This window comes from Nocardiopsis sp. FR4 (assembly GCF_009830945.1).
In the GTDB taxonomy this organism is placed as follows: Bacteria; Actinomycetota; Actinomycetes; order Streptosporangiales; family Streptosporangiaceae; genus Nocardiopsis.
In genome coordinates, this window is record NZ_VWVV01000039.1 from 32,593 (window position 1) to 53,229 (window position 20,637).

Annotated in this window: 20 protein-coding genes; 5 read left to right on the forward strand and 15 right to left on the reverse strand. The window is 69.0% G+C overall.

What is annotated here, in order from left to right:
• Window positions 1-82: 82 nt before the first annotated feature.
• Window positions 83-2,209, forward strand: a complete 2,127-nt coding sequence (gene betT, locus FYW95_RS25575; protein ID WP_159944525.1) for a choline BCCT transporter BetT — start codon at window positions 83-85, stop codon at window positions 2,207-2,209.
• A 397-nt stretch (window positions 2,210-2,606) separates the two neighbouring features.
• On the opposite strand, the gene FYW95_RS25580 is transcribed toward betT, so the two are convergent.
• The 5 genes from FYW95_RS25580 to FYW95_RS25600 all read right to left on the reverse strand — a co-directional run bounded on the left by FYW95_RS25580 (window position 2,607) and on the right by FYW95_RS25600 (window position 8,391).
• The gene (locus tag FYW95_RS25580) at window positions 2,607-3,842 is read right to left on the reverse strand and encodes a cytochrome P450 (protein WP_370463248.1); all 1,236 of its coding nucleotides are present in this window, start codon (window positions 3,840-3,842) and stop codon (window positions 2,607-2,609) included.
• A complete protein-coding gene (locus FYW95_RS25585; RefSeq protein ID WP_159944523.1) occupies window positions 3,826-4,707 on the reverse strand; it encodes a menaquinone biosynthetic enzyme MqnA/MqnD family protein in 882 nt (293 codons plus the stop codon). The genes FYW95_RS25580 and FYW95_RS25585 overlap by 17 nt, the downstream gene beginning before the upstream one ends.
• A 31-nt stretch (window positions 4,708-4,738) precedes the next feature.
• Window positions 4,739-5,512 carry a class I SAM-dependent methyltransferase gene (locus tag FYW95_RS25590; protein WP_159944522.1) on the reverse strand — a complete coding sequence of 258 codons (774 nt, stop codon included), beginning with the start codon at window positions 5,510-5,512 and terminating at the stop codon, window positions 4,739-4,741.
• 407 nt (window positions 5,513-5,919) lie between these two features.
• Window positions 5,920-6,897: an aldo/keto reductase gene (locus FYW95_RS25595; RefSeq protein ID WP_159944521.1), complete on the reverse strand. Its 978-nt coding sequence runs from the start codon at window positions 6,895-6,897 to the stop codon at window positions 5,920-5,922.
• A 48-nt stretch (window positions 6,898-6,945) separates the two neighbouring features.
• The gene (locus FYW95_RS25600) at window positions 6,946-8,391 is read right to left on the reverse strand and encodes an MFS transporter (RefSeq protein ID WP_201295038.1); all 1,446 of its coding nucleotides are present in this window, start codon (window positions 8,389-8,391) and stop codon (window positions 6,946-6,948) included.
• Window positions 8,392-8,635: 244 nt separating this feature from the next.
• Between FYW95_RS25600 and FYW95_RS25605 the strand changes: the two genes are divergently transcribed.
• Complete coding sequence (locus FYW95_RS25605) at window positions 8,636-9,490, forward strand: helix-turn-helix domain-containing protein (RefSeq protein WP_201295039.1); 855 nt, start codon at window positions 8,636-8,638, stop codon at window positions 9,488-9,490.
• A 52-nt stretch (window positions 9,491-9,542) separates the two neighbouring features.
• Here FYW95_RS25605 and FYW95_RS25610 read toward each other — a convergent pair whose 3' ends face one another.
• The 10 genes from FYW95_RS25610 to FYW95_RS25655 form a co-directional block, all read right to left on the reverse strand.
• Complete coding sequence (locus tag FYW95_RS25610) at window positions 9,543-10,493, reverse strand: 3-oxoacyl-ACP synthase III family protein (RefSeq protein ID WP_159944519.1); 951 nt, start codon at window positions 10,491-10,493, stop codon at window positions 9,543-9,545.
• Window positions 10,494-10,573: 80 nt separating this feature from the next.
• Window positions 10,574-11,554, reverse strand: coding sequence for an aldo/keto reductase (locus FYW95_RS25615; protein ID WP_159944518.1), 981 nt, complete (start codon window positions 11,552-11,554; stop codon window positions 10,574-10,576).
• A gap of 101 nt (window positions 11,555-11,655) precedes the next feature.
• Window positions 11,656-12,198, reverse strand: coding sequence for a carboxymuconolactone decarboxylase family protein (locus FYW95_RS25620; RefSeq protein WP_159944517.1), 543 nt, complete (start codon window positions 12,196-12,198; stop codon window positions 11,656-11,658).
• A 103-nt stretch (window positions 12,199-12,301) separates the two neighbouring features.
• Window positions 12,302-13,894 (reverse strand): FAD-dependent monooxygenase, encoded by a 1,593-nt coding sequence (locus tag FYW95_RS25625; RefSeq protein WP_159944516.1) that lies wholly within the window; start codon window positions 13,892-13,894, stop codon window positions 12,302-12,304.
• A gap of 10 nt (window positions 13,895-13,904) precedes the next feature.
• Complete coding sequence (locus FYW95_RS25630; RefSeq protein ID WP_159944515.1) at window positions 13,905-14,198, reverse strand: putative quinol monooxygenase; 294 nt, start codon at window positions 14,196-14,198, stop codon at window positions 13,905-13,907.
• On the reverse strand, window positions 14,195-14,875 hold the full coding sequence (locus FYW95_RS25635) for a histidine phosphatase family protein (protein ID WP_159944514.1): 681 nt from the start codon (window positions 14,873-14,875) through the stop codon (window positions 14,195-14,197). The genes FYW95_RS25630 and FYW95_RS25635 overlap by 4 nt, the downstream gene beginning before the upstream one ends.
• Window position 14,876: 1 nt before the next feature.
• Window positions 14,877-15,119: an acyl carrier protein gene (locus tag FYW95_RS25640; RefSeq protein WP_159944513.1), complete on the reverse strand. Its 243-nt coding sequence runs from the start codon at window positions 15,117-15,119 to the stop codon at window positions 14,877-14,879.
• A 66-nt stretch (window positions 15,120-15,185) separates the two neighbouring features.
• Window positions 15,186-16,187 (reverse strand): beta-ketoacyl-ACP synthase III, encoded by a 1,002-nt coding sequence (locus tag FYW95_RS25645; RefSeq protein ID WP_159944512.1) that lies wholly within the window; start codon window positions 16,185-16,187, stop codon window positions 15,186-15,188.
• Window positions 16,184-17,215, reverse strand: a complete 1,032-nt coding sequence (locus FYW95_RS25650) for an AvrD family protein (RefSeq protein ID WP_159944511.1) — start codon at window positions 17,213-17,215, stop codon at window positions 16,184-16,186. The genes FYW95_RS25645 and FYW95_RS25650 overlap by 4 nt, the downstream gene beginning before the upstream one ends.
• Window positions 17,216-17,258: 43 nt before the next feature.
• Window positions 17,259-17,603, reverse strand: coding sequence for a hotdog fold thioesterase (locus tag FYW95_RS25655; protein WP_236567989.1), 345 nt, complete (start codon window positions 17,601-17,603; stop codon window positions 17,259-17,261).
• Window positions 17,604-18,088: 485 nt separating this feature from the next.
• Here FYW95_RS25655 and FYW95_RS25660 point away from each other — a divergent pair, with 485 nt between their 5' ends.
• The 3 genes from FYW95_RS25660 to FYW95_RS25670 form a co-directional block, all read left to right on the forward strand.
• Entirely contained in the window at window positions 18,089-18,361 is a 273-nt protein-coding gene (locus FYW95_RS25660) for a hypothetical protein (RefSeq protein WP_159944509.1), read from the forward strand.
• A gap of 317 nt (window positions 18,362-18,678) precedes the next feature.
• Window positions 18,679-20,265 carry an acyl-CoA carboxylase subunit beta gene (locus FYW95_RS25665; RefSeq protein ID WP_159944508.1) on the forward strand — a complete coding sequence of 529 codons (1,587 nt, stop codon included), beginning with the start codon at window positions 18,679-18,681 and terminating at the stop codon, window positions 20,263-20,265.
• A gap of 250 nt (window positions 20,266-20,515) precedes the next feature.
• The coding region (locus FYW95_RS25670; RefSeq protein WP_159945637.1) for a biotin carboxylase N-terminal domain-containing protein at window positions 20,516-20,637 on the forward strand (122 nt) is incomplete at its 3' end.

Sequence of the window (20,637 nt, forward strand, 5' to 3'; positions counted from 1 at the left end):
GTTGGGGCCGACGCGGCCCTCTGCGTTACGGTGCGGTCCTGGCCATGCACTGCCGACATCGTACGGATGAGGGATGCGACGGATGTCTAGCGACGCGGAACGGGACGGCGCGGCGCAGCCGCGGACCCCGAGGACAGAGGCCGACCCAGGCCGGAGCAGGCTCAAACCCGTGGTCTTCTTCGGGTCGTCCGTGCTGATCCTGGCGATCTCGATCTGGGCGATCATCACGCCCACGGGCGCCGCGGAGACCATCGGTACGGTCGTGGCGTGGATCTCCGAGGTGTTCGGCTGGTACTACTTCCTGGTCGCCACCCTGTACCTGGCCTTCGTGGTGTTCGTCGCCGCGTCCCGGTACGGCAGGGTCAAGCTCGGACCCCAGCACTCCACGCCGGACTACGGGGTGTTCGCGTGGGCCACCATGCTGTTCGCGGCGGGCATCGGCATCGACCTGATGTTCTTCTCCGTCGCCGGGCCGGTCAGCCACTACCTCGCCCCGCCCGAGGGGGATCCGCAGACCGTCGAGGCGGCCCGCCAGGCCGTGGTGTGGACACTCTTCCACTACGGCGTCACCGGGTGGGCGATGTACGCGCTGATGGGCATGGCACTGGGCTACTTCGCCTTCCGCTACCACCTGCCGCTGGCCATCCGGTCGGCCCTGTACCCGCTCATCGGCAAACGCATCCACGGGCGGATCGGCGACGCGGTCGACCTCGCGGCGATCATCGGTACGGTCTTCGGCATCTCCGTGTCACTCGGCATCGGCGTCGTCCAGCTCAACTACGGGCTGAACTTCCTCTTCGGCGTCCCGGAGGGGCTCGCGGCGCAGATCGGCCTGGTCCTCGTGGCCGTGTTCATGGCCACCGCCTCCGCCGTCGCGGGCGTCGACAGGGGCATCAGGCGCCTGTCGGAGCTCAACGTCATCCTGGCCATCGTCCTGATGCTGTACGTGATGATCGCCGAGAACCCCGCCCAGCTGCTCAACGCGCTCATCCTCAACATCGGCGACTACGTCAGCCGCTTCCCCTCGATGACGCTGAACACCTTCGCCTACGACCAGCCGACCGAGTGGCTCAACGCCTGGACGCTGTTCTTCTGGGCCTGGTGGATCGCCTGGGCCCCGTTCGTCGGGCTGTTCCTCGCCCGGATCTCGCGGGGGCGCACCATCCGGCAGTTCGTCGCGGCGACCCTGGTCGTCCCGCTGCTGTACACGCTGACGTTCCTGTCGGTCTTCGGCAACAGCGCGCTGGGGGTCGTGCGGCGGGGCAACACCGCGTTCGGCGAGGTCGCCATGAACGTGCCCGAGCAGGGCTTCTACACGCTGCTCATGCAGTACCCGGGGGTGTGGTTCAGCGCCGGGCTGGCGACCTTCGTCGGGCTGCTGCTCTACGTCACCTCCGCCGACTCCGGTGCGCTGGTGATGGGCAACCTCAGCTCCCACCTGCCGACACCGATCACCGACGCCAAACCCTGGCTGCGCATCTTCTGGGCCGCTGTGACCGGTCTGCTCACCCTGGCCATGCTCATCGTCGGCGGGGTGGACGCGCTGACCAACGCGACCATCATCATGGGCCTGCCGTTCTCGTTCGTGATGCTGCTGGTCATCTGGGGGCTGTACAAGGCGCTACGGGTCGAACGCTTCCGTGAGGACGCGTTCCGGGCCACCCTGACGTCGTCGCTGTCGGACCGCACCACGGCGGAGCGCCCGAGCGTGGAGAGGAACTGGCGCCAGCGGCTCACCCGGGCGGTGAGCTTCCCCGGCAGGCGCGCGGGTGACAGGTTCGTCCAGGAGGTGTGCCGCCCCGCGTTCCGGGACGTGGTGGAGGAGCTGCGCCGACAGGGCGTGGAGGCTGCGGTCACGGAGGGGGCCGACGAGGAGGTGGGGCTCCCGTACCTGACCCTGAGGGTGCCGATGGGTTCGGAGGAGGACTTCACCTACCGCGTGCGGCCGGTCGAGGTCCCCACACCCGCCTTCGCCATGCGGTCGCTCGCCGAACACGACACCTACGTCCGCTTCGAGGTCTACCTCACCGAGGGCAGCCAGGGTTACGACGTGATGGGCTACACCAGGGAACAGCTCATCGGCAACATCCTCGACGAGTACGAGCGGCACCTGGAGTTCCTGCGCCTGCACCGGGAGGCGTCGGCCCGTTCCGCACTGCCCGACCACGGCCCCGGGACGGCCGAGATCCAGGGCGAGGAAGGGGGCTGAGCCGGGGAGGGGCCTTACGGGTTCCCGACGCGCTGACGGAGCCGGTCGCGGTGGCAGTCCTCATCCGAGGCGAACGCCTGGCTGCTCCCCTCCTGTACGTCCGTGACCTGGCCGCCGTGCCGGGGGAGCCGAGGATCTTGACCGTCGGCGTTGAATCCGTTCCCTCTTCTGCGCGTTCAACGCCCCGCGATCCGGCACGACCGGTTGACCGGTACCCCGGTCCAGCGGTCGCTGATCGCTCACGGGCACTGACCGGGACACCGAATCCCCGTCAACGAGCCGGGGGTCCGATTCCCCTCGCCAGCTCTCCCATGGCCTGATCTGTGATGCCTCCGGGCGCGATCATCCCGGCGGTCCGATCGCGTGACCGGAGAGCGAGCGCTTGTGTCCGCAGGCCTCAGGGCGTGGCCGCTGGCGGGCCCCAGGGCACGCTACGGGGCCGGACACCCTCCATTCTGACGGGTAGGGCCCGGAGCCCGCGCAGGACGACGTTCTCCCGGTAGCCGAGGGGAGCGTCGCACAGCCGGGGTCTGATGACGCGCTGCGCGAACCGGGAGAAGGCCAGGCGCCCCTCCAGCCTCGCCAGGTGCGCTCCGAGGCAGACATGGGTTCCGCGGCCGAAGGCCAGGTGGCCGTTCGCGTCATCCCGTCCGGGGCGGAAGCGCTCGGGGTCGTCGAAGCGACTGCTGTCCCGGTTCGCTCCGGCGAGGATGAGGACCATCGTCGTGCCCCTGGGAACGGGCATACCCAGCACGTCCATGTCCTCCGCGGCATGACGGTGCACCAGCTGCAGCGGTGGGTCGTACCGGAGCACCTCTTCCACCACCTGCTCGGCGGCGGCCCCGCCGTGTGCCAGGGCTGGTAGCAGCTCCGGTGTTCTGAGCAGTGCCAGCAGCCCGTTACCGATGAGGTTGACGGTGGTCTCATGGCCCGCGTTGAGGAGGAGTCGGCATGTGGTCACGATCTCGTGCTCGGTCAGTCCACCCTCCTCCGCGGCGAGGAGCGCAGACATGACGTCGTCGCGCGGATCGGCGCGACGCCGCCGGGCCAGGTCCGTGAAGAAGCCCTCCAGTTCGGCCTCGAACCGTGACCGCTCGCGGAATCCCGGCGCCGGTGCCCCCGTCAGCGCCAGGTAGGGGTCGACCGATCTTCCCAACCGCGAGGAGCGCCGCCGGTACCACGTGTGGTCCCGTAGTTCCGCGCCGATCATCCGACAGATGACGGTGACCGGCAGGGGGGAGGCGAAGTCGTCGATCGCGTCCATGCTTCCGCGGTCCGCGACCGCGTCGATCAGGTCGTCGACGAGTTCCCTGACCATGGGTTCGAGTGAGCGGACCGAGCGGGGCGTGAACGCGTGCGCCGCCGCGCGCCGCAGCCGTGTGTGCTCGGGAGGGTCCATGAACAGGAAGGAGGGCAGCTCGGCCGTCTCCGAACCCGCGTGGATGAGCGCGTGGCCGCGGTCGTTGCTCGCTCGCGGGTCGCGGAGCACGCTCTCACACGCGGCGTGGGAGCTGAGGACCACTACGGGCCGTCCCTCCACCCACAGGGGGCCGCTGTCCCGGAGTTCTTGGAAGAGGGGGTACGGGCACGAACGCTCCTCAGGGGAGAGTATCCGCTCAGCCGCCGTGTCCACGGTCCCCCTCCCGTCCTCGGAACACCACCGGAACCGGGGCGGCGTCGATGAGGCCGCGTCCGGCCACCACGCCGCCGAACTCGAGGATCGCCCGGAACATCGACCCCGTGAGCTCGAAGCGCAGGGTACGGAAGTACACCTCGAGCTGCTCCGGGGAGAACGGTGACCACCGGGCCGCCTCGCGGGCGATCGCGGACACCTCACGAACGGCGAACTCCCTGGCCGAGGTGAGCAGGGAGTGGACGAAGGCGACCTCCTCCGGTTCGCGCTCGGCGAGTTCGCGCCGTACCGCCCAGACCGCGAACACCATGGGCAGGCCGGTCCTTCTCTTCCACAGCTCGCCCAGGTCGTGGACGCGGTGGCCGACGAGGGCACCGCGGTGGAAGTGGACGCTCAGGCCCACGTCGCCGATGACGACCGCGGCGTCGGCCCGGTCCAGCATGGCCGTCGGGTCCGGGACCGAGGTGTGGTAACGGGGTAGGCCCGACGCCTCCTCCTCGATCAGGAAGCGGGCCAGCTCCACCGTCGTCCTGCTGGTGGAGCCCAGTGCGACCGGGCGTCCCGCGAGGTCGGCGAGCGGAACGGCGCTGACCAGGTTGCAGGACATGGCGGGACCGTCGCAGCCGACCGCCAGACCGGGGAGCAGCAGCAGGTCGTCCGCGTTCCGGAGGTATTCGATGAGGGAGATCGGACCGAGGTCGAGTGCGCCCTCCGCGAGGTGGTCGCTGACGATCTGGGGCGGACCGGGGTGGATCTCCATGTGTTTGAGGGCACCCATCCGGTTCAGCGCCCAGTACAGCGGATAGCAGTTGAGGAAGGATATGTGCCCGGTACGGACGAGGGTTCGGGGGGAGGAGGGGGGCATGGCTGGGCTCCTGCGGGTTGTAGTCGAGTGTCTACCTGTGGCCCCAGGCCTGGACCAGCGCGGGCGACAGGTCCCAGAAGTCGGGGTCCTCCAGCAACCGGTAGGCGGCGTTGAGCTCCGCCGCCGAGAGGTAACCCCTGCGGACGAGCTGTTCGTGGGACATGCTGATCGTCAGCCGCCAGAAGTCGGCGAGCGGCGTACCGCCACGGAGGTTGTGCGTGACCGTGTTCGCCCCCACGTCACGGAAACCGAACCGGGTGAACGAGGCGGGGTGTGATCGGGCCCACCAGCTGTCCGTGCCCAGGGTCTGGCGGACGAGGTCGCTCCAGCGCCGGAGGGCCTGCCGGTAAACGGGGTGCGGGGAACTGTCGATGGGGAACCAGCAGAAGGACTCGATCAGGACGACTCCGCCCGGGGCCAGCCAGGTCCTCATCCGTCGCAGGACTTCGTCCCGCTGGGGCAGGTGGCTGAGCACTAGGCGCGCGTGGATGACGTCGAAGGAGCCGTCCGGGAACCCGTCTCTGGTCACGTCGTGCCTCAGGGCGGTGACGCGGTCGTCCCGCAGGCCGTCCAGGACCGAGGCGTCGATGTCGGTCGCCACGACCTCCCCGTCCACCGCGCGCTGAGCCATCCAGCGCGCGATCGACCCGTTACCGGCGCCCACCTCCAGGCAGCGGGAGCCGGGACCCACGCCCAGCCGTTCCAACGCCGACGTGGTCAGGGGGTCGAACACCTCGCAGAGGACCTCCAAGCGGTGGGCCTCGCGGTCGTCGCGTACGAACAGGGTTTCCCCGTATTTCTCCATTCGGACCTCTCCTCGCTGTGCCTGGACCGCACCGGTTCGGCGCGGAATCCGCGCCGAACCGGCGCAGGCGGTGTTCTCCGAACGCGGGGCCACGGCGGTGGAAAACCCGCCCGGGGACTCCATATGGGTGAGCTCACCCGGACCCGCTGGAAAAACTTCTTCCGTTCCGCCGTGCAAAACGGAGGACGCGACGGTCGGAACACCGTCGTCCAGCAATGACATTCTTTCTTTTTCCACCGAACGGAACCAGCCCGGCCTGTTGGTGGTTCCGGCGTGAATAACAAAAACGGGACCACGTTTGCCGGTTGACAGGCCCGGAAAAAGCGAAACACCCGCACGAGAGCAGGCCCAGGCCCCGGGACGGTGTGACCTGGGCCTGCTCTGGTACGGGTGTTCCGTGTGTCGCCTCAGAGGTTGACGCGGGCGAGGTCCCCCGGTGCGTAGCGTGCACCGACGGCGGGCGCCATGGCGTTGAGCCTCTCCAGTGCCTTCGGCGGCAGTTCGACCGCGTCGGCCGCGGCGTTCTCCTCCACCCGGGCGACCCGCCGGGTACCGGGAATAGGGGCGATGTCCCCGCCCTGGGCCAGCAGCCACGCGAGCGCGACCTGGCCGGGTGTGGCTCCCACGTGCGCGGCCACGTCGGTCACTTCTTCGAGGAGGCCCAGGTTGCGCTCGAAGTTCTCCTTCGCGAACCTCGGGATCGACATCCGGAAGTCGTCCGCGTCGAACTGTTCCGTGGACCGGATCCCGCCGGTCAGGAACCCCCTGCCGAGGGGGGAGTAGGGAACGAATCCGATGCCCAGCTCGCGGAGCAGGGGGAGCAGCTCCTCCTCGGGCTCCCGGCTCCACAGGGAGTACTCCGTTTGGACCGCTGTGAGCGGGTGGACGGCGTGTGCGCGCCGGATCGTCTCCGTTCCCGCCTCGGACAGGCCGATGTGGGCGACCTTGCCCTCCTTGACCAGTTCGGCCAGGGCACCCACCGTGTCCTCGATCGGGGTGTCCGGGTCGACCCGGTGCTGGTAGTAGAGGTCGATCCGGTCCGTGCCCAGGCGCCGCAGCGACCCCTCGACCGCCGCCCGTACGTTCCCAGGCGTGCTGTCGAGGGTGTTGGGCCCTCCTCCCGCGTGCGAGACCAGTCCGAACTTGGTCGCGATGACCACGCTGTCGCGGCGGTCGCGCACGGCCCTGCCGACCAGTTCCTCGTTGACGAACGGCCCGTAGATCTCGGCCGTGTCGATGAGGGTGACGCCCAGGTCCAGGGCCCGGTGGATCGTGCGCACGGCCTCGGCCTCGTCCGCACCCGCTCCGGTGTAGTAGTCCGACATCGACATGGCGCCGAGGCCGATGCGTCCGACCTCCAGGTCCGCCAGTACGGCTCTGCGCATCAGTTTCGGGTCCTTTCCTCGTTCTCTTCCGGTCCGCGGCCTGGATGCCTACGGGACCTGTGCGGGGGCCGTCTCGGTGTCGCGCGGACTCCGGCGGCGCAGGACGAACAGCAGCAGCAGGCCCATGGCGACCAGGAGGAGGCCGTCGGCCCCGACCGCGGTGTGGATGCCGGGCAGCTGCTCGGTGCCGACCGCGTCGGCGCCGACCACGGCGGTGAAGACCGCGCTCATCAGCGGGATGCCGATCGCGATGCCGACCTGCTGGCTCTGCGTGGCCATACCGGTCGCCATGCCCTGTTCGTCGTTGTCCACGGCCGACGTCGCGATGACCATGAACGCCAGCATCGCCAGCATGGAGAAGATCGCGTTGACGAACTGGGTGGCGAGCAGCACCGGGACCCAGCCGGAGGCGGGCGGCAGCAGGAGCAGCGGCAGCATGAAGGCTCCCTGGCCGGCCAGGGAGAGCCCGAGCAGGACGCGGGCGGGGACCTTCTTGATGACGCGTGGACCGACCATCCCGCCGAGGATCTGGCCGATGCCGATCGCCAGCAGCACCAGGCCCGCCGGGAAGGGCGTGAACCCGAGGACGTTCTGCACGTACAGGCCGGTGAAGAAGATCAGCGCCGTCTCACCGCCGAAGATGAACAGCGCGGACAGGTTGCTGAACGCGACCTCCCGCCGACGCAGGATACGTGTGGAGACCAGCGCGTCCTTGGTGCGGTTCTCCACGACCCAGAATCCGCCCAGGAGTACCGCCGAGGCGACCAGAGCCAGTACCGGGACGGTGCCCAGCCCGGTCTCGGCGGCCTGGGTGACGCCGTAGATGCCGCTGAAGAGGCCGAGGGTGATCAGGACGGCCCCGGGCACGTCGATCCGTCCGCGCTTGTCCGCCCTGCTCTCCGGTACGACGAGGAGCACGACGATGACTGCCAGGATGGCCACTGGGATGTTGATGAAGAAGGCCCAGCGCCACGAGAGCGCGTCGGTCAGGACACCGCCGAGCACCGCGCCGACGCTGAAGCCCGAGCTCATCATGACGCCGTTGAGCCCGAGCGCCTTGGCCCGCAGGCCGGGTTCGGTGAACGTGGTGGTCAGCAGCGCCAGGGCGGCGGGTGTGACCGCTGCGGTCGCCAGCCCCTGGAGGGTACGGGCCACGAGCAGCAGGGCGGGGTCGGTGGCCAGACCCCCGATGACCGAGGCCACGGCCAGGATGACCATGCCGAAGACGAAGATGCGCCTGCGTCCGAGGTAGTCGCCGATCCGGCCGAACACCAGGGTGCACCCCGCCGCGCACAGCGCGAAGGTCGTGGTGATCCACTGCAGGTCACCGGCGTTGAATCCCAGTTCCAGCCCGACACGGGGCAGGGCGACGTTGAGGATGGAGAAGTCGGCGGCCATCAGGAACTGCGAGGCGAGCAGCACGACGAGGACGGCGACCTGACGGGGGGTCATGGTGGGAGACGGCGCGGCCGCCGTCGACTGTTGGGTGGTCATACCCCCAGGTTCGGCCAAAGACGCGGGAGTCAGCCATCCCTCAACCGTGGATAGCCATGCCATGGGTAACCCTAGCGTGGTCAGTTCCGCTGATTGACATGGGAGGCGGGAGAAGGTTCCGTTCCCATAGTAAAACTAAAGTCGGGAGAAACCCAGTGGAAACCTGCCGGAAAGAAAAGAAAATCTCCGAAGTTCCTTCTGGAAGGAAAGCCGGCGTGCGAGAATGAGCGGCGTGGACGATCGCATGGAAGTTGACCTGGGAAACTACCTACGGCATATGCGCGAGCGGATCCAGCCGGAGGACATCGGTCTGGTGCGCAGGGGCTCGCGCCGGGTCCCCGGCCTGCGCCGTGAGGAGGTCGCCGCTCTCGCGGGGGTGAGCCAGCCCTACTACACGAGGCTGGAGCAGTCCCAGGTACGGCACGCCTCCTCTTCCGTGCTGCTGTCGATCGCCCGGGCCCTGGAGCTCAGCCCCGACGAGCAGGAGTACCTGCTGCGGATCGGTACACCCGAACAGGCCCGGAAGGTACGGGCAGCGCCTCCCGACCGGCTGGACGCGCGCACGAGGGCCCTGCTCTCCTCACTGGGCAACACGGCCGGCGCCGTACTCGACTACCGGTGCGACATCCTCGCGTGGAACCCCCTGTACCACCGGCTCATGGCACCGCACCTGGACTTCGGCGCTCCGGAGGACCCCGCCACCCGGCCCAACGTCATCAAGCTCAACTTCCTGGACGAGAACGTCCGTGGTCTGTACGACGACTGGGAGACAGAGTCACTGCACAACGTCTCCTACCTGCGCTTCATCGCGGCGGAGCACCGCGACGACCCCCGGTTCGCCGAACTGGTCGGTGAGCTCACCATCGGCAGCCGCGAGTTCGTCGACCTGTGGACGGACCAGCACGTCGCCAACTGCACCGACGGGGTGAAGGTGCTCAACCATCCGGCCGTCGGTTGCGTCGAGCTGATGTATCAGACCGCGGACCTCCAGGGCGGTCACTTCCTCAAGCTCTACTTCGCCGAGCCCGACTCCCCGAACGACGCCAGGCTGAGGCTGCTCACCATGGACCCCGGGATGGACGGGGCCCCGTCACGTTGACCCCGGTGCCGCTCGTCCCGTGCGCACCCCCGCACGGGACGAGCGGTGGCGGTCACGTGACCCGGATGGCCATGACCCCCCAGCTGAATCCGGAACCAGCGGTCGCGACCACCACGACGTCCCCCGCGGACAGCCTGCCCTCCCTTTCCAGCCCTTCCAGGGCAAGCAGGGGGTCCACACCGCCCAGGTGGCCGTCGACGTCGTAGTTGAACACGCTCCTGTCGGCGCCCGCCCCCATCGCGGCGAGGTAGTCGCGGTGCAGGTCCTGGTTCCCGTGGGTGACGAGGAAGTAGGCGACCTCGTCCGCGGTGGTGCCCGCCTCGGCCAGGACCGACCGGGTCAGTTCCGTGAAGTTCTCGGTGAAGGCCTCCCCGAGCCCTTCGCGTTTCTCGGTCCTCTCCACCCTCACCCCGCCGTCGTGGATCTCGCCGTAGTAGTAGTCCACCCACACGGGATCGGTGCGCAGGGCGGAGGCGAGGATCTCGTACCGTGCGTCCTCGGCGGAGACCAGGACGGCCGCCGCGCCGTCGGCGAAGTTGAAGAGCTCCTCGTAACCGGTGCCGTAGTCGACCAGCCGGCTCAGCGGGTCCGCGACCACGACCAGGGCGTACCTGTGCGTGCCCGCTCTAACCTGGGCGTCGGCCACCGCCAGCGCAGCCGTGACCGCGTTGCAGAAGTTGGACAGCTCGTAACAGTGCGCCCGGTGGATGCCGAGTTCGAGCGCGATCTTGGCGGCCGGGGACCAGAAGGGCGTTCCCCACTCGCTGGACCCGGCGTAGATGACGAGTCCGATGTCCTCACGCGGTACCGGGTTCTGGGCGAGGAGTTTGGCCGCGGCGTCCCGGCCGATGCTCCAGGAGGTCTGGTCGTCGGCCAGGACGGAGATCCGTCCGGCGGGGATGATGCGGGTGAGCTTCTCGACGCTGTGTCCGGACTGGCGGCTCATCTCGTCGACACCGCGTGTGCTGGTGGGGATCTCGATGGTGAAACCGGCTATTCCCATGTTTCCTCCGGATGGGGGGCGGCCGACGCTCTGGGGCGGGCCGGGAGTGTGTCGTGGCGGATGGGGCGGGCGGAGACGTTTCAGACGTATTCCACGACCGCGTGGGGGACGTAGGGTTCGGTCAGCCGAGCGATCTCGTCTTCCTCCAGGGCCAGGTCCAGCGCCGCAACGGCGTCGTAGAGGTGCTGGCTGTGGGTCGCCCCGATGACGGGCGCGGCAACGGCGGGCTGCTGGAGCAGCCAGGCCAGGGCGACCTGGGCAAGCGGCACGCCCCGGGCCTTGGCGACCTCGGCCACCGCCCGCACTACCTCGCGGTCCGCCCGTTCCGTGGGCCCGTAGAAGCGCTCCTGGATCGGGTCGCCCTCGGTCCGCCTCGACCGCGCGTTCCAGTCCCGGGTCAGCTTGCCTCGGGCCAGCGGGCTCCAGGGGGTCACGCCGACGCCCTCCTCCAGGCAGTAGGGCAGCATCTCCCGTTCCTCCTCGCGGTTGAGGAGGTTGTAGTGGTTCTGCATACTGACGAAACGCGTCCAACCGTGCAGGTCGGCGACGTACTGCGCTTTGACGAACTGCCAGCAGTGCATCGAGGAGGCGCCGATGTAGCGGACCTTTCCGGACCGCACGACGTCGTGCAGGGCCTGCATGGTCTCCTCCACGGGCGTCTCGTAGTCCCACCTGTGGATGATGTAGAGGTCGACGTAGTCCGTGCCGAGCCTGCGCAGACTCGCGTCCAGTTCCCTGAGGATGGCTCCGCGGGACAGGCCCTTGGCCAGCGGCCCCTCGTGCATCGCCTCGTAGACCTTGGTGGCGATGACGACGTCCTCACGTCTGGCCGAACGCCTGATCGCTGAGCCCAGGATCTCCTCGCTGCTTCCCAGGGAGTAGATGTTGGCGGTGTCGAAGAAGTTGATTCCCAGGTCCAGGGCCTCGGCGATGAACCGGGCGCCCTCCTTCTCCGGAAGGGACCAGGGGTGGGTCCCCAGGGAGGGGTCGCCGTAGCTCATGCACCCCAGCGCCAGGCGTGACACCTTGAGGCCGGACGTGCCCAGTCTCGTGTACTGCACTCTGTTCCTTCCCGGCGACCCCGGACCGCCCGGGTGCCCGCACCGGTCGGAGCGAGCACCCGGGCGTCCGTTCGCCTCGGGGTACTCCGCGGCGGAGGGGGTCAGTTCTGGATCTCGGTCAGCCGCCCCCAGGAGGCGTTCTCCTCGTCGAGGGGGATGGCGAGACTGTCGAGGTACATGGCGGTCATGGCGCAGTGGCCCGCCAGGTGGGTGACCTCGGCGATCTCGTTCTGGGAGTAGTGCTCGTTGAGGGCCCGGAAGGCGGCCTCGCTGGCCCGGTGCCGCAGCATGCACTCGTCCACGTAGCGGACCAGGGCCGCGCGCTTGTCGTCCATGCGGGCGAAGTCGCCCTCCTCGATGGCCTCGATCTCCAGTTCGTCGAGTCCCGCCTTCAGCGCCAACGGATAGTGGATCTGCCGCTCGAAAGCGCTCTCGCGGAGCTTGGCCACCCGCATCACGATGACCTCCCGGTCCAGGTCGCTGAGCAGCCCGACGGTGAAGGAGGCCCCCAGCGCCAGGTGCGGTGCGGCCGAGCCCTTGGTCAGCAGGAGCGCACGGGTCAGGTTGGACTGGAACTTCTCGTACACGTTCAGCTCTTCGGCCGACATGTCGGAGACCTCGGTCAGGGTTACGCGCTGGGACATGCCCACTCTCCTTCGGATGGTGTGTTCGGTGTGCTGGCGGTCGTACGTGCCCGGGCCCTCGGGACCCGTGCGTCGGGCGGGCGGGTGGTCGGTGCGCGTGTGCTCACGAGCCCACGGCCGCCGGAAGCGGGTGCGGGTCGGGTGTGGCCGTCTCCGCGGTGTACTGGGAGACCAGGCGTCCCAGCTCCGTCACGTGGTGCTCCGCGGGGCCGCTCCCCAGCCGGAGGAGCGATTCGAGGTGCCCGTCCGGCCGCACGAGCAGGGCTAGGGGCTCCTCGGAGAACCGGTCCGACAGCGGTCCGGGGGGCCGCCCTCCCAGGTCGGTGACGGTGACCCCGGCCACCTCGTCCCTTATCCGCGCGACGAAGGCGGTCCACTGGTCGAACTGGTACTGGAGTCCGGGCCAGAGGAGGACGGTGTACCGCTCCACGGCCAGTGAGGGCGTGGTGCTGGACGGCCGCCACCCGAGGGGGAGGCGTTCTCCCGCAGTCGGGAGTCGCCGCCGTCCCCGTCCGCGCCGTCCGTAGTGCGTGTCCAGCTGGGCGAGCCGGGGCGCGAGCGCGTTCTCCAACAGCCGGGTCGCGGTGCCGATCCGGTAGGCGGTGTCCCTGATGGCCGTCTGGCTCCACGTGGAGTACAGGCCGATCCTGGCGAGCCGGGTCGACAGCGCGGCGACCTCGTTCACCGCTGGTCTGCGTTCGCTGTCGTAGGTGTCCAGCAGGTGCCGCCGGTACCGGCCGCCCGCCACCCCGGCGAGTTTCCAGCCCAGGTTCACAGCGTCCTGGATCCCGGTGTTCATCCCCTGGGCCCCGGACGGGCTCATCGCGTGCGCGGCGTCTCCCACCAGGAACACCCGCCCCCGGTGGTAGCTGTCGGCGGACCGCACGTGGGCGGTGAAGATCCCGCTGAACCGCATCGCGCCGAGTCCGTGGACGCCGGGCACCCGCTCCCTGAGCAGGCGTTCGAAGAAGGCCCGGTCCGCCGTGTCCCCCTCGTGTCCGTCGGGCACGCTGGCCCCCACGCGGAACACCCCGTCGCCCAGGGGGGCGAGCACCATGTTCCCGGTCCGGGTCAGGTAGTAGCCGACCTCGCTGCTGGTGGCCTCACCGACCAGCTCGGCGTCGGTGATGGCCAGACGGGTGCGCATCGACCTGCCGGCGAACCGGAAGCCGAAGACCTCGCGGACGGTGCTGTTGTACCCGTCGGCGCCGATCACCCAGTCGAACCTGTGGGTCCGCTCACGGCCGTCCGGGTCCGCCACGCGGCAGGTGACCCCGTCCGCGTCCTGTGCGCCCCCGAGGAACGTGCGGCCGTAGCCGACCGCTCCGCCGAGGGAGGCGAGGTGGTCCTCCAGGATCCTCTCGGTCCGCCACTGGGGGATGGTGATCGCGAACGGGTAGCCGACCCCGCGCAGGCGGTCGAAGCGGATCAGCCCGATCCTGCGTTTGTCGGAGTAGTAGTTCATCTGGTCGAAGTAGTGGCCGCCCGTGACGAGCCGTTCGGCGACGCCCACCCGGTCGAGGAGCTCGAGGATGCGGGGCCACAGGATCGTCGCGCGCGAGTGCGGGCTCTCCCTCTTGGTCTTGGAGATGATCTCCACGTCCACGCCGCAGCGGAGGAGTTCGCACGCGAGCACGAGACCCACCGGACCCGCTCCCACGATGAGGATCCTCGGGTGTTCCGTGTCCTCGTTCATCGGACCTCCGTCAACCGTCGATGGGGCTCAGCCGGTGGACCTGGGGCTCTCCGCGGAAGGCGCCCTCGACCTTGCCGAGGAAGTCCCGTACGCAGTCCTCCTTCATGTGGAGGTCGATCGCGTCCTGGTCGGCCCACTCCTCGACCAGGACGACGGTGTTCGGCCGCTCCGCGGAGACGAAGGCGTCGAACCGCAGGGAGCCCTCCTCCTCGGAGGTCCGCGAGGCCAGCTCGCGGAAGGCGTCCACCGCCATGTCGAACCGCTCGGGCAGTACGTCGAAGACCACGACGATCTGGATGCTCATGTGAGTGCGTTTCCCTTCGGGATGAGGAGGGGGGAGGGGGGAACGGGCGGGGTGCCGGGCGGGTGCTCGCAGTCCGAGGGCTCCACGTCCCACAGGAGGAGGGCGGCCGACAGGTCGCCGTCCCCCGTGGGCTCGACGTCCACGCAGGCGGCACGGCCGTTGCCGACCACGCCCGCGTCGTGCGGACCGGGCAGCGCCCGGGCCAGCAGGCCGAGGACGCCCCCGTGCGTCACCACGAGCACGGTCTGGTCGGGGGGGTGCCCGGGGGCGCGGACGACGCGGTCCAGGCCCCGGCAAAGGCGCGCGAGCGCGACCTCGCCGCTCTCTCCGCCCGGTGGGGCGAATCCGGGGTCAGCCAGCAGCCTGCGCACGGCGTCGGGGTGGCGCCGGGCGAACTCCTCACGGTCGGTGCCGTCCAGGACGCCCAAGTCGCGCTCCCGCAGTTCGGGGAGACAGGTGTGCGGAAGCCCGAGGCGGCGGGCGATGATGTCGGCCGTCGCCTCGGCCCGAAGCATCGTGGACGAGTACACGGCGGACCACCGGTGCGGGGTCAGAGAGCGCGCGATGCCCCGGGCCTGGGAGACGCCGGACGGATCGAGCGGTGCGTTGCTCTGCCCCTGGAACCGGTTCCCGGCGTTCAGGGCGGTGCGTCCGTGCCGTACCAGGGCCAACCGCATGTCAGTCCCCCGTGCTGAGGGAGACGAGCGTGGACGCCGCTTCGTGGAGGCTCTGCTCGGGTGTGATGACGCCCTCCGCGATCCGGACGCCCAGTTCCCTCTCCAGGACCAGGGCCATCTCCATCAGCGCCAGGGAGTCGAGATGGAGTTCCTCGAATCTGGACTCGTTGGAGATCTCCTCGGCGGGGACCTCGTACTTGCTCGTCAGGATCTCGGTGATGAGAGCGGTGATGGCCGCGGACATGTTCATCTCCTCGGAGTCGGTCTCTGCGGTGGTGCCGGTGGTGGGTGGTGCTCCGCCTTCCGGCGGTCAGATGCCGGGAAGCCCCGGCCAGGTGAGGGTGGCCGCTCCCCAGGTGGCGCCGCCGCCGAAGGCGGCGAGCAGCACGCGGTCGCCCTGGCCCAGGAGGCCCGAGGCCGCGCTGTCGGCCAGGGCCAGGGGGATGGAGGCCGCCGCCGTGTTGCCGACCCGCTCGATGTTGGACACGGCCCGGTCGGGGTCGATGCCCAGCTGTTCGGCCACCGCCTGGAGGATGCGCCTGTTCGCCTGGTGGCCGACGAACCTGTCGACCTCTCCGACGCCCCACCCCGTGGTGGACAGGGCCCTGCGCGAGGTGTCGGCCATCCTGCGCACCGCGTGGGCGAACACGCTCTGTCCCTCCATGCGGAAGTAGGCCTGGTCGGGTTGCGCGGGCATTCCCGTCGCGCGCTGCTCGGACCCGCCCGCCGGGACGGTGATCAGGTCCCGCAGACTCCCGTCGCTACCGGTGTCGAAGTCCAGCACCGCGCCGTCCTCGTCCCGGCGCCCTGCCCGGAGCGCGAGCGCCCCTGCGCCGTCACCGAAGATCGCGACGGTCGTGCGGTCGTCGGGATCGAGAATCGTGGTGAAGGACTCGGCGCCGATGACCACGGCGGAGTCGGCCATGCCCGCGGTGACGGCCGCCGTCGCGACCTGCAGGCCGTAGACGAATCCGGAGCACACGGCGGAGACGTCGAAGGCGGTCGTGTCCACCAGCCCCATGCGTGTGGCCACGGTCGGCGCGGTGGCCGGGCAGGGTCGGTCCGGTGTGGTCGTCGCGACCACGACCAGGTCGGTCGAGGTCATTCCGGCCTGTTTCATGGCCCGGGAACCCGCCTCCGTCGCGAGGTCACCGGTGGACACACCGGGCTCCACCACGTGTCGTTGGCGGATGCCGGTTCGGGTCCTGATCCACTCGTCCGAGGTGTCGAGCCTCCGGCTGAGTTCGTGGTTGGTGACGATCCTGGACGGGACGGCTCCCCCGACCCCGGCGATGACGGCGGTGCGTCTCATCGGTCCTCTCCTTCGTTCAGGCGGTGGGCGACCGAGCACGTGACGCGGAGTCCGTCGAACTCGCCGACGATGTCACCGGTGCGCCAGGGGAAACCGCCCATACGGATCAGGGCGGGTTCGGTGATGGTCGTGGTGACCCCGACCCTGTCGGCGCCCGCCGGGCGGTTCGGCCGTGCCGCGCGCAGGACCGTCTGCCGCATCCAGAGGGTGTTGCTGTCCTCGCGCCGTATGCCGTCGAGGTCGTAGAGCATGATCTGGGCCAACTGCAGGGCCGTGACGAAACCGTCGACCATGCTCACCGAGGGCTGGTAGTCAGCTTCCAGGCCTGTACCGCTCCGGGCGTACGGGCCGTCCTGATGCAGTGAGAGGTCGGCCCGCGCACGCAGGCCGTTGGGGTCCACGACGACGTTTCGGATCTCCTGGCGCCTGGACGTGAACCCCTTGCCGAAGTAGCGGTCGCCGGCCTCGCCCAGGACGTCGTCCGGTGAGGAGTAGACGTGCTCTCCCCGGGGACCCGTTCCGGTGCGGTGGATCACCTCGCAGCCGACCCTCATGTTGCCGACCGTGCCGTCGACGACGGAGACGGACCAGGAGGGATCCTCCGCGAGGGGGGCGAGGGAGCGCCGCACGGCCCGGAGCGGAATGCGGTCCAGCTCCTCCATGGGAGTGCCGCCCGCGAGGATCCGTACACTCCGCAACCACGCCGAGGACGTCTCCGGGTCACCGTTCCCGCTGCGGCCCGTGACACAGAGTTCACTCAGTTCGGCGGCCGCGACGAGGGCGTCGATGGTGCTGAAGTGGGGGACTATTTTTCTCTCGGTCCCCTTCCTAGACCAGTCCTCCGGATACCGGACCGTCATTCCGGAAGTTACCTCGACCTTTTGCTGGTCGGGTTCTGCGGAGACCTTCGTGTCATGGTACCGGTAGTCGACCCTGCGGAACCCGGAGCCGAAGAACCTTTTTTCTCCGGGTCCCAGTATTTCGTCTACCGTGGAAATTGATTTCTGTGCAGTGAGATATGGGGGCACTTCTGCTCCATTCTCTGGGGGCAGGGCGGTCTGGTTTGCGCTGTTACCTGCTTCGGATCGCGCAGGTCAGCAGGGCCGTGCAGGTGCGCTTTCCTGTGTCGTCGCTGATGACGATCTCGTAGGTGGCCGTGGTTCTGCTTTCGCGCAGTGGGGTGCAGACGCCGGTCACGCGCCCTGAGGAGACCCACCGGTGGTGGGTGCAGGACAGGTCGAGCCCGACCGCGTTGCCTCCGTCGCCGGCGTGCATGAGGGCCGCCAGGGAGCCCAGAGTCTCGGCAAGGACGGCGTTCGCGCCGCCGTGGAGGATGCCGAGGGGTTGGTGGTTGCCCTCGACGGGCATCGAACCGGACACGTACCCGGGTCGGCAGTCGTGGATGTCAATTCCCATACGCCGCACGAGATGGTCGTGTGCACCGTTGGATGCCGGGAGAAAGTCTTCCAGCGTTGCGCTTGTCACGGCTTTCCTCATTCCGGGTCAGGCGGAAGGAAAGGGAAGGGAAATAAGAGGGCGGAATTTTCTGGAACGGGATTAGCCAGTCGGCTTCTCGGTGCTCCGATGAGAAATTCCCACTTAATCCATATACAGTCGAGCATGCGGCCAGTTGGGGTGTCAAGCTTCGCGTGGGAATGTGGCCTAATGATGCCAATCTTCTGATGTGTCCTGCATCTGCTTGTGCACCGGGTTTGCGTGAGGTAGACAGGTTCCGTTGGCCCGGGTGTGCCAAGGCATGCGTGTGAGCCAACAGCCCCGAATGAGTGATCCAAGTCACACGGGGTCTGCAGGTGCGGTTGCATTGGAAGGGACGGCCAATCTCCGTGTTTAACGCAGTTTTCATAATTAATTTACGAAGCACATCTCCGAAAGTTGCTCACGTGAATGAATTTGTGAACGGCGGTGGGGCGGCCGCGGAGCTTCTCACTGAGGAGGACCGGACCCTCCTGGTCCTTCTGGCCGAGTGCGCCAACGACGAGCAGGTGGCCCGCCGCGCCCTCATGAGCGTGCGGACGGTACGGCGCAGGGTCGCCAGACTCATGGAGCTGCTCTCCGTCAACAACCGCTATGCGCTGGGCGTCGCCGCGTGCGGCCTCGGTTTGGTCGCCCGTCGGTCGGGAACCGGCAGAACGCTCGTGGGGGCGGCCAGGTAGAGGTGGCCGTCGGACCCGGTACAGCCCATGTCGGGACAGCCGTAGCCCTGCCCCCGCTATCCCCACACCCTCCGGGGCGCCTCACCCCGGGCCGCGAACCCGGCGACCGAGCCCTCTCCCCGCTCCTTCCCCCGCCCTACCTTCCTCCGGCCACCCTCCTCTCGTGATGCCCGGCCCCTTCCCCCCTGCTCCCCCCGCGTGCCGCCCGACCGGAACCGCATACCGGGCACCTCTCCGGAACCCGCCACCGCGCACGGCACTCCCAAGACCCCTTCCCCAGCCCCTCTCCCACCGATTCCGCCCACGGAAGGTGCACCATGGTGATCGCTTCCTCGGAGAGTCCCTCCCAGTCCCGGAACACCGTCGAGCCGCTCCTCCGTGAGTTCCGCGGTATCCGGGAGCAGGTGGTCTCGGGCCCGAGTCCCGGGGCCACAGCGGCCCAGCACGCCAGGGGCAAGCTGACCGCGCGCGAACGTGTCAAGCTCCTCCTGGACGAAGACTCGTTCCGGGAGTTGGAGCCGCTTCGCCGACATCGGGCCCAGGGGTTCGGACTGGAGTCCAACCGCCCCTACGGAGATGGCGTGATCACGGGCTGGGGCACCGTGGACGGTCGGACAGTCTTCGTCTACGCCCACGACTTCCGTGTCTTCGGGGGTTCGCTCGGGGAGGCGCACGCCCAGAAGATCCACCGGCTGATGGACCGGGCACTGGCCGTGGGCGCTCCCGTGGTGTCGCTCAACGACGGTGCCGGCGCGCGCATCCAGGAGGGTGTGACCGCGCTCGCGGGTTATGGAGGCATCTTCCGGCGCAACGTGCGCGCTTCCGGGGTCGTCCCCCAGATAGCGGTCATGCTGGGACCGTGCGCGGGAGGGGCCGCATACTCTCCCGCGCTCGCCGACGTCGTGTTCATGGTCCGGTCCACGGCTCAGATGTTCGTGACCGGACCGGACGTGGTGAGGGCGGTGACCGGTGAGAACATCACCCACGAGGGCCTGGGCGGAGCGGACGTCCACGCGGAGGCGTCCGGGGTCTGTCACCGCGTCTTCGAGGACGAGGAGACCTGCCTGAGCGAGGTGCGCTACCTTCTCTCGTTGCTGCCGTCGAACAACCGTGAGAGCCCTCCCCGCCTTACCGCCCCCCTCGCGGACGGGAGGTCTCCCGAGCGCCTGCTCGAACTGGTTCCGGTGAACCCGAACCAGTCCTACGACATGAAGGCCGTCATCGAAGAGCTCGTCGACGAGGACCTCTTCGAACTGCACGAGAGGTGGGCTCCCAACCTCGTCGTCGGCCTTGCCCGTGTGGGCGGCAGGGTGGTGGGGATCCTCGCGAACCAACCCCGGCACCTCGCCGGCGTCCTGGACATCGGCGCCTCCGAGAAGGGCGCGCGCTTCGTCCAGTTCTGCGATGCCTTCAACATCCCGCTGGTCACGCTGGAGGACGTACCGGGATTCCTGCCGGGCGTCGAACAGGAGCACGGGGGGATCATCCGGCGCGGCGCGAAGCTGCTCTACGCCTACTGCAACGCGACCGTGCCCCGGATATCGGTCATTCTGCGCAAGGCCTACGGGGGCGCCTTCATCGTGATGGACAGTCAGGCCATCGGAGCGGACCTCACCTACGCCTGGCCGACCAACGAAGTGGCGGTGATGGGTGCGGAGGCAGCCGCCGACGTGGTCTTCCGCAAGGAGATCGCCGCCTCCGACGACCCGGAGGCCACCCGGGAGCGGAAGGTCCGGGAGTACCGCGGCGCGCTGACGCACCCCTATCACGCAGCGGAACGCGGACTGGTGGACGACGTCATCGACCCTCGGGACACCCGCCAAGCGCTCATCGACGGTCTGGAGATGTTGGACGGCAAACACGCGGACCTGCCCGAACGCAAGCACGGCAATCCGCCCCAGTGATACGGAGGAAGCATGGAACCGGTCCCCATGGCGCTGGGAGCGCGTCCGGACACGACGGTCGAGGCCGCAGGGTTGACCGACCAGGAGGAGGCGGCCGTGGCGGTGGTCCTCGCGGCGGTGCTGACGGGCACGCCCCCGCCGGTGCCGCAGGGAAGGCGGCGGGGCCCGCAGGTCCGCTGGCGGAGGCCGGACCGCGAGGGCGGTGTGCGGGTCGGCCCGAGTTGGCGCCGGGAGGGAAGGGGTCTCCACCGTGCGTAAAGTTCTGATCGCCAACCGCGGCGAGATCGCCGTGCGCGTCGCGCGCGCCTGCCGCGACGCCGGACTGACCAGCGTCGCCGTCTACGCCGAACCCGACCTGGACGCCCTGCACGT

Excerpts from the sequence above, each read along its gene's own strand:
- betT (WP_159944525.1), top strand. The coding sequence starts at position 83 with ATGTCTAGCGACGCGGAACGGGACGGCGCGGCGCAGCCGCGGACCCCG.
- FYW95_RS25585 (WP_159944523.1), bottom strand. The coding sequence starts at position 4,707 with ATGCCCCCCTCCTCCCCCCGAACCCTCGTCCGTACCGGGCACATATCC.
- FYW95_RS25590 (WP_159944522.1), bottom strand. The coding sequence starts at position 5,512 with ATGGAGAAATACGGGGAAACCCTGTTCGTACGCGACGACCGCGAGGCC.
- FYW95_RS25595 (WP_159944521.1), bottom strand. The coding sequence starts at position 6,897 with ATGCGCAGAGCCGTACTGGCGGACCTGGAGGTCGGACGCATCGGCCTC.
- FYW95_RS25600 (WP_201295038.1), bottom strand. The coding sequence starts at position 8,391 with ATGACCACCCAACAGTCGACGGCGGCCGCGCCGTCTCCCACCATGACC.
- FYW95_RS25605 (WP_201295039.1), top strand. The coding sequence starts at position 8,636 with ATGGAAGTTGACCTGGGAAACTACCTACGGCATATGCGCGAGCGGATC.
- FYW95_RS25610 (WP_159944519.1), bottom strand. The coding sequence starts at position 10,493 with ATGGGAATAGCCGGTTTCACCATCGAGATCCCCACCAGCACACGCGGT.
- FYW95_RS25620 (WP_159944517.1), bottom strand. The coding sequence starts at position 12,198 with ATGTCCCAGCGCGTAACCCTGACCGAGGTCTCCGACATGTCGGCCGAA.
- FYW95_RS25625 (WP_159944516.1), bottom strand. The coding sequence starts at position 13,894 with ATGAACGAGGACACGGAACACCCGAGGATCCTCATCGTGGGAGCGGGT.
- FYW95_RS25630 (WP_159944515.1), bottom strand. The coding sequence starts at position 14,198 with ATGAGCATCCAGATCGTCGTGGTCTTCGACGTACTGCCCGAGCGGTTC.
- FYW95_RS25635 (WP_159944514.1), bottom strand. The coding sequence starts at position 14,875 with ATGCGGTTGGCCCTGGTACGGCACGGACGCACCGCCCTGAACGCCGGG.
- FYW95_RS25640 (WP_159944513.1), bottom strand. The coding sequence starts at position 15,119 with ATGTCCGCGGCCATCACCGCTCTCATCACCGAGATCCTGACGAGCAAG.
- FYW95_RS25645 (WP_159944512.1), bottom strand. The coding sequence starts at position 16,187 with ATGAGACGCACCGCCGTCATCGCCGGGGTCGGGGGAGCCGTCCCGTCC.
- FYW95_RS25655 (WP_236567989.1), bottom strand. The coding sequence starts at position 17,603 with ATGGGAATTGACATCCACGACTGCCGACCCGGGTACGTGTCCGGTTCG.
- FYW95_RS25665 (WP_159944508.1), top strand. The coding sequence starts at position 18,679 with ATGGTGATCGCTTCCTCGGAGAGTCCCTCCCAGTCCCGGAACACCGTC.